The following is a 6607-nucleotide window of genomic DNA, read 5'->3' on the forward strand; positions in this document are numbered from 1 at the left end:
TATCCGGAGGGCCGCCCCCTGGTACAGGATGACCGGCCGTGATCTTTTCCCGTACACACAGACGAAGAGGCGGACTGCTCGCCGCGGTGCTCGCACTGCTCGGCTCGGCCCTCCTCGTCCTCCCCCTCCAGGCCAGCGCCGACCCGCTCCCGTACGCCGACTGCCCGGCGAACACACTCTGCCTCTACAGCGGTGCGGGCGGCACCGGTGAGCGCCACGACTTCACCGAGGCTCAGAAGACCGAGCGCTACGACGCGGCCTGGGACGACAAGACCCTCTCCGCCAAGAACAACACCGCCCTCTGGGCGTGCGTCTACCTCGACGCCGGCTACGGCGGTCTGCTCCAGACCGTCAAGCCCGGCAACGACGACGACTACGCGAGCGGCGACGCCCGCTGGGTGAGCGCCATCAGCTCCCACAAGCTGGTCCCGTCCCGCGCCCACTGCTTCACCGGGTACGAACGCTGCCCCGACAACCGGGTCTGCACCTTCACCCAGGAACGCGGCCGCGGCACCATGACCGTCCACCTGCCCGCCACCGACCCGGTCACCAGGAACTACGGCGACAGCTACGGCCCCGAGGCAGCCCCCAAGTCGGTCTTCAACCGCACCCGCAAGCACGCGTGCTTCTACCCCGACCCCTCCTACGGCGGCACCTGGACCGACCCGGCCGACCAGCGGAAGTACGGCGCGTACGTGGTGCTGCGCGGCGACAGTACGACCGTGCCCGCCCCGTTCGCCGGCACCTTCCGCTCGCACGAGCTCGTCAACGGAACCTCGGAGTGCCAGTGACCAGGATGCCCCGCCCGTTCGCGACGGCCCTCGCCGCCGTCGCCGCGCTCGCCCTCACGACCTCGGCGGCCGCCGCGCCTGCCGCGCCCGCCGCCGACGAGGTCCCCAGCCCGCTCGCCCTGAACTGGACGAAGACGACACCCGTCCCCGTCCCGGTCGGCCCCGGTGTCACCCGTACCACCTGGACCGAGACGAGACCCGACAACCGCCCGGACGGCGAGGGCCGCGTACTCCAGGTCGTCGAGATCGATCCGGCCATCGCCGCGCTCACCCTGGGCAGCACCGTCGGCACCGACGACGCCACCTCCCAGATGGTCGCGGACCAGCTCGCGACCGTCTCGTCCGTCGCCTCCCGCCACCCGTACGCGGGCGTCAACGGCGGACTGTTCCAGCCCGAACTCGCCATCGGCACCGCCGCGCCCCGCGTGGTGCACACCAGCGCCACCGCCGTGGACGGCGTGCTGCACAGCGCGGCCTGCTGGGACGCCGCCGGGAAGGGCAGCACCGGCGCGGTCCTCCAGTACGGCATCCCGTACATCACCCGCCTCGGCACCGACCTGCGGCTGACCGCGCCGTCCGGCGACACCGTCCGCGTCGACGACCTCGACCGCACCCCCGGCCGGATCCCGCACTGCCCCCGTGACGCCGAGGACACCCTGGTGAGCGGCGCCACCGGGCCGCGGGTCCACCAGGACCCGGACGAGATCGTCGTGTTCACCGACGACTACGGGGTCGCCACGCCGAAGCCGTACGCCGACCCGCTCGTCCCGGCCACCGCCGACCCCGGCTACGAGGTGGTCCTCGACGCGTACGGCGTCGTCACCGACGCGCACCCTGGCCGTGGCGGCATCACCGTCCCGGCCGGCGGCCGGATCCTCCAGGGCGTCGGCACCGGCGCGGAGTGGCTGCGCACCCACCTGGCGCGGGACGACCGGGCGGTCCTCGACCTCAGGCTCCGCGACATGACGCTGAACCGGGACATCCCGCTGGACGCGTCCGTGGACGTCGTGAGTTCGTTCCACCGGCTGCTGCGCACCGGCGACGTCCCGCCGGCCACCGAACTGCCCAACTCCTGCAACGACGGCAGCCGCCTCGGCACCGACGGCGTCACGTACCTCTGCACCGACTCGCGCACCGCTCTCGCCACCAACATCAAGGGCAATCCGGTGCTCCTCACCCTCACCGGCGGGCCGGGCCGCGAGGACGGCGACTATCTGCGCGGCTTCGCCGCCCTGATCGACTCCAAGGAACTCTCCCTGGTCGACGCGATCAACCTCGACGGCGGCGGCTCGACCACCCTGATGACCGGCACCGAGGTCCTCACCCCGCCGACCGACACCCAGGCGGGCGTGAAGGTGCACCGGCGGGTCGCGGACGCGGTGTACGCGGGGGTCGGCGGCTACGGGATGTACGCCAAGTAGCGGACGAGGTCCGTGCCGGCCCCGCGAATACTTCGGCCCCGGACCCTTACGCGCGGCGGTACGCGCGGTGGCCCCGGCCGGATTCGTCCGGTCGGGGCCACCGTCGTCAGCGGATCGGGTATCCGCGCGCCCGGTCCCGGTTCTTCGTACGTCAGGCCGTGCGGTGCTCCGTGATCCAGCGGGCCGCGAGCAGGCCGGAGGCGGCGGTGAGGGCCGCGGCGGCGACGATCGTGGCGTTCAGGCCGAGGAGGTCGGCGAGGATGCCGGCGACCAGGGCGCCGGCCGCGTACCCGATGTCACGCCAGAACCGGTACGTGCCGAGGGCGTTGGCGCGCCAGGCCGGGTGGGCGTTGTCGGAGATGGACGCGATGAGCGCCGGGTAGACCATGGCGGTGCCGAGGCCGAGGGCGACGGCGGACAGCACGCCCGCGAGCAGCGGGTGGTCGAGCAGAGCGAGGGCGAGGACGAAGCCGCCGGCCTGGACGAGCATGCCGGTGACGATGAGCGGCTTGCGCCCGAAGCGGTCGGAGAGATGACCGGTCGGGATCTGCCCGAGGCCCCACAGGATGGGGTAGAGGCCCTTGATGAGTCCGACGGCGGCGAGCCCCAGCCCGTGATCGGTGAACAGGAGCGGGAAGACACCCCAGGTCAGACCGTCGTTGAGGTTGTTGATCAGGCCCGCCTGGCTGGCGCCGCGCAGCGAGCGGTCGCGCCAGGACGTCCGGATGAAGGTGGCCTTGAGGCCGGTCTGCTCGCCGGCGGGCAGCGGCTTCGGGTGCTGGGCCAGTTCGAGGGCGACGTGCGCGGCGGTGTCGCGGACGACGAGGGCGAGCGCGAGGCCGGCCACGACGAAGACGACGCCGATGAGCTCGGGGACGGGCCGCAGGCCGTAGCTGGTGGCGAGGTAGCCGGTGACCAGGGCGGTCACGCCGACGGAGGTGTATCCGGCGGCCTCGTTCAGACCGGTGGCCAGGCCGCGGCGGGACGGGCCGACCAGGTCGATCTTCATGTTGACGGTCATCGACCAGGTGAGTCCCTGGTTGAGGCCGAGCAGGACGTTCGCGGCGACGATCCAGCCCCAGGACGGCGCGTACGCGAGCAGGAACGGCACCGGGACACCGATCAGCCAGCCCGCCACGAGCAGCTGCTTGCGGCGGAACCGGGCGGTCAGCGCGCCCGCCGCGAGGTTGGTGAGGGCCTTGGTGAGGCCGAAGGCGATGATGAACGAGAAGACGGCGAGGCTGCTGGTGAGGCCGAAGGTCTCGGTGCCGATGAGGGGGACGGTGGTCCGTTCGAGGCCCACCAGGCCGCCGACGGCGACGTTGACGATGACGAGCAGGGTGAACTGGAGCCAGTTCTCCCGCAGGCCGAGGACCACCGGGCGGCCGGAGCGGTCGGTGGGGGGCGCGGGCGCCGGCCCGGTGGGGGCGGCGGGGGCGGGGGTGGTCTTCACGGGCGGATGTCCTCCGTGCTCCTGGACGTGCTCTCGGACGGGGTGCCGGCCGGCGTGGCGGCGGCGCGCGGTCCGCGTCGCCCCGGGCGGGGAGAGGGGCGCCGGACGGGGAGCGTCACCGCCGGGCTTCAGCTACAGTAATCCATAGATATTTGGAGGAAGCAATGCGGGAAGCCACCACCGGCGGCACCAAGGCCGCCCTCTACGAGGCCTTCGCCGCCAGCGGCAAGGCTCTGGCCAGCGGAAAGCGCCTGGAACTGCTCGATCTGCTCGCCCAGGGCGAACGCACCGTCGACGCCCTCGCCAAGGCCGCCGGACTCAACCTGACCACAGCCTCGGCCCACCTGCAGACGCTCAAGCAGGCCGGATTCGTCGCGACCCGCCGCGAGGGCGTCCGTATCCACTACCGGCTCGCCGGAGAGGACGTCGCGCAGCTGTTCGCCCTGCTGCGGACGGTCGCCGTCCGTCACCAGGCCGCGGTCCCGGCCGCCCGCGACGCGTACCTCGGCGAGGACGGAGCGGCCGAGGTCGGCCACGAGGAGCTGCTGGCGCGCGTCGCCGACAGCGGCGCCGTCGTCCTCGACGTACGCCCGGCCGAGGAGTACCTCGCCGGACACATCCCCGGCGCGATCTCCATCCCCGTCGCCGAGCTGGCCGACCGCCTCGGCGAGCTGCCCGAGGAGACCGAGGTCGTCGTCTACTGCCGCGGCGAGTTCTGCGCCCTCGCGTACGACGCCGTCCGCCTGCTCTCCGGCCGCGGCCGCCGGGCCGTCCGGCTCCACGACGGCATGCTCGAATGGCGCCTGGCCGACCGGCCCGTCCACGCGGGCGAGACCCGCTGACCCCGCCCCGCGACCGCCGGACCTGACGGCCTCCCCGCCCCGACCGCCTCGGCCTCCCTGCCGGACCTGACGGACGTCCCGCCCCGGCTTCCCCGGCCCCGCGCTCGCCGCCGTCTCCGCCCGGCGGGCCGGCCGCTCCTCTACCCGAGGTCCTTCCGCAGCACCGTGCAGACCGTCTCGTGCCGGCGGATCGAGCCGTCGGGGGCCTGGACGTCCCAGGCGTCCGGACGGCGGTCGTACGCGACGTAGCCCAGCCGCTCGTACAGGGCGCGGGCCCGCGGGTTGGACTCCTCGACGGCCAGTTCGGCGTGCCGCAGGCCCCGGTCGCGGATCCGCCGCTCGGCGGCCCCGACCAGGAACGTGCCGATGCCGCACGACTGCAGGGCGGGGTGCACCGCCAGCTGCCACAACGTACCGGCGCCCTCCTTCGTCTCGTAGTCGACGCCGCCCTTCGCCACCGGGATCCCGGCCGCGGCGCAGACGGCGAGGTAGTCGACCGCGCCGGTCCGGGCCCGCTCCAACTGCCGGGCGACGCTTGCCAGATGCGTGGCCGACCCGGCCCAGCCGCACGACGCCAGATCCGCGTGCGTCAGGTCACGCGCCGTCAGTCTCACCACGATGTCGGTCATCGCCCCGGCCTCCCTCTCCGCCTGCTCCGGCGAGCCGTCAGCATCCCCGCTGGTCAGGCGGATACGCAAAGGCGTTTCGAGGCGCACGCACCCCGAGAGCGGAGGGAGGGATTCAATTTGAGATTGAAAAAATTAAGTATCCAGCGTTGAGAACTTAAGAAAATCAAGCTATATATGAGAGGAAGGTACGGCGCCGGGAGCGAGGGAGTCGACGGTGGACTGGCAGGAACTGACGGATCTGACGCAGGGGCGGCCGTTCATGGTCGAGCGGGTCCGTCTCGCGGACAACGGGGTGGCGATCGAGGGGCGGTTCGAGCCGCCGCAGCTGGCCCGGCTCGGGGTCGACGACCAGGTGTTCGTCGCCGCGTTCGTGCGGTCGCACGGCTCCATCAAGGAGATGGAGCGGACCTTCGGGGTGAGCTACCCGACGGTCAAGGCCCGGCTGAACCGGATCGCCGAACAGCTCGACTTCGTCGACACCGACCCGGCCCCCGCCGGGAATACCGAGGGCGCGGTCGCCGCCGACGTCGTCGCACGGTTGCGGCGCGGGGAGATCAACGCCCAGGAGGCGCTGGCCCAGTTGGAGGAACCCCGGTGATGCCGCAACTGATGACGATTCGTCATCGCCGCTACAGCGGAAGCTTGTTGCGGCTGTACATCCCGATCGTTCCGGTCTGCCTGGTGCTGGCCCCGCTGCTGGTACTCGCGCTGATCGCCGGACTGATCGCCTGCCGGGTCCACAAGGTCGATCCGGTGGGCGCGCTGCGCGGCGCCGGGCGGCTGCTGTGGGCGCTGCCCGGCACCCGGATCGAGATCGAGCAGGGCCGGACGGCCTTCTCGGTCAGCGTCAGATGAATCATCCAGAGAGAGGAAGGCACCGATGAACGAGCAGCGCCGGCAGATCCTGGAGATGCTCGCCGAAGGAAAGATCACCGCGGACGAGGCCGAGCGGCTGATCGAGGCCCTCGGACGGCAGCGGCCCGAGACGCCGGCGGGAGCCGCGTCCGGGGCGAAGGCCCGGCCCACATACCTGCGCGTGCTGGTGGACTCGACCGACGACACCGCCGGCGACGGCCCGACCCACGTCAACCTCCGCATCCCGCTCCAACTGCTGCGCGCCGGAGTCCGGCTCACCAGCCTCGTCCCTCCGCAGGCGCTCGCCAAGGCAAGTGCGGAACTGAACAAGGCGGGCGTCCCGGTCGACCTCGTCGAACTCAAGCCGCAGCACCTCGAGGAACTCGTCGAACACCTCGACGACGTGACCGTCGACGTCGACGACCCCGACACCACGGTGCGCGTCTTCTGCGAGTGACCCGGTTCCACGGTGGCCTCGCTCCACCGCTTCACCCCCCGCCGTGACGGCGTCGCCCCGACCGCCCCGACCGCCCCGACCGCCCCGACCGCCCCGACCGCCCCGACCGCCCCGACCGCCCCGACCGCCCCGACCGCCCCGGCCGGTGGCGGCGGGGCG

At 72.6% G+C, this 6607-nt stretch carries 8 protein-coding genes; 6 read left to right on the forward strand and 2 right to left on the reverse strand.

The window, feature by feature from the left end:
- The first annotated feature begins 38 nt into the window (after positions 1–38).
- Together ABZ693_RS16645 and ABZ693_RS16650 are read left to right on the forward strand one after the other, a co-directional pair.
- The gene (locus ABZ693_RS16645) at positions 39–791 is read left to right on the forward strand and encodes a peptidase inhibitor family I36 protein (protein ID WP_359877185.1); all 753 of its coding nucleotides are present in this window, start codon (positions 39–41) and stop codon (positions 789–791) included.
- A 5-nt stretch (positions 792–796) separates the two neighbouring features.
- Positions 797–2212, forward strand: coding sequence for a phosphodiester glycosidase family protein (locus tag ABZ693_RS16650; protein WP_359877210.1), 1416 nt, complete (start codon positions 797–799; stop codon positions 2210–2212).
- 151 nt (positions 2213–2363) lie between these two features.
- Here the strand turns inward: ABZ693_RS16650 and ABZ693_RS16655 are convergent, their stop codons facing one another.
- On the reverse strand, positions 2364–3665 hold the full coding sequence (locus ABZ693_RS16655; RefSeq protein WP_359877188.1) for an MFS transporter: 1302 nt from the start codon (positions 3663–3665) through the stop codon (positions 2364–2366).
- Between the two features lie 164 nt (positions 3666–3829).
- Here ABZ693_RS16655 and ABZ693_RS16660 point away from each other — a divergent pair, with 164 nt between their 5' ends.
- Positions 3830–4507 carry an ArsR/SmtB family transcription factor gene (locus tag ABZ693_RS16660; RefSeq protein WP_359877190.1) on the forward strand — a complete coding sequence of 226 codons (678 nt, stop codon included), beginning with the start codon at positions 3830–3832 and terminating at the stop codon, positions 4505–4507.
- A 140-nt stretch (positions 4508–4647) separates the two neighbouring features.
- Here the strand turns inward: ABZ693_RS16660 and ABZ693_RS16665 are convergent, their stop codons facing one another.
- Positions 4648–5136: a GNAT family N-acetyltransferase gene (locus ABZ693_RS16665; protein ID WP_359877193.1), complete on the reverse strand. Its 489-nt coding sequence runs from the start codon at positions 5134–5136 to the stop codon at positions 4648–4650.
- Between the two features lie 214 nt (positions 5137–5350).
- Between ABZ693_RS16665 and ABZ693_RS16670 the strand changes: the two genes are divergently transcribed.
- Genes ABZ693_RS16670 through ABZ693_RS16680 form a run of 3 tightly spaced genes read left to right on the forward strand, consistent with a single transcriptional unit; the run spans position 5351 to position 6448 of the window.
- Positions 5351–5734 carry a DUF2089 domain-containing protein gene (locus tag ABZ693_RS16670; RefSeq protein ID WP_359877195.1) on the forward strand — a complete coding sequence of 128 codons (384 nt, stop codon included), beginning with the start codon at positions 5351–5353 and terminating at the stop codon, positions 5732–5734.
- 11 nt (positions 5735–5745) lie between these two features.
- On the forward strand, positions 5746–5991 hold the full coding sequence (locus tag ABZ693_RS16675; RefSeq protein ID WP_359877198.1) for a hypothetical protein: 246 nt from the start codon (positions 5746–5748) through the stop codon (positions 5989–5991).
- Between the two features lie 25 nt (positions 5992–6016).
- On the forward strand, positions 6017–6448 hold the full coding sequence (locus tag ABZ693_RS16680; protein ID WP_359877199.1) for an SHOCT-like domain-containing protein: 432 nt from the start codon (positions 6017–6019) through the stop codon (positions 6446–6448).
- Positions 6449–6607: the final 159 nt, after the last annotated feature.

This window comes from Streptomyces laurentii, assembly GCF_040635425.1.
Classification (GTDB): domain Bacteria; phylum Actinomycetota; class Actinomycetes; order Streptomycetales; family Streptomycetaceae; genus Streptomyces; species Streptomyces laurentii.

Bases quoted from the DNA above. Each gene is read 5' to 3' on its own strand.
- ABZ693_RS16650 (WP_359877210.1), top strand. From the start codon at position 797: ATGCCCCGCCCGTTCGCGACGGCCCTCGCCGCCGTCGCCGCGCTCGCC.
- ABZ693_RS16660 (WP_359877190.1), top strand. From the start codon at position 3,830: ATGCGGGAAGCCACCACCGGCGGCACCAAGGCCGCCCTCTACGAGGCC.
- ABZ693_RS16665 (WP_359877193.1), bottom strand. From the start codon at position 5,136: ATGACCGACATCGTGGTGAGACTGACGGCGCGTGACCTGACGCACGCG.
- ABZ693_RS16675 (WP_359877198.1), top strand. From the start codon at position 5,746: ATGACGATTCGTCATCGCCGCTACAGCGGAAGCTTGTTGCGGCTGTAC.
- ABZ693_RS16680 (WP_359877199.1), top strand. From the start codon at position 6,017: ATGAACGAGCAGCGCCGGCAGATCCTGGAGATGCTCGCCGAAGGAAAG.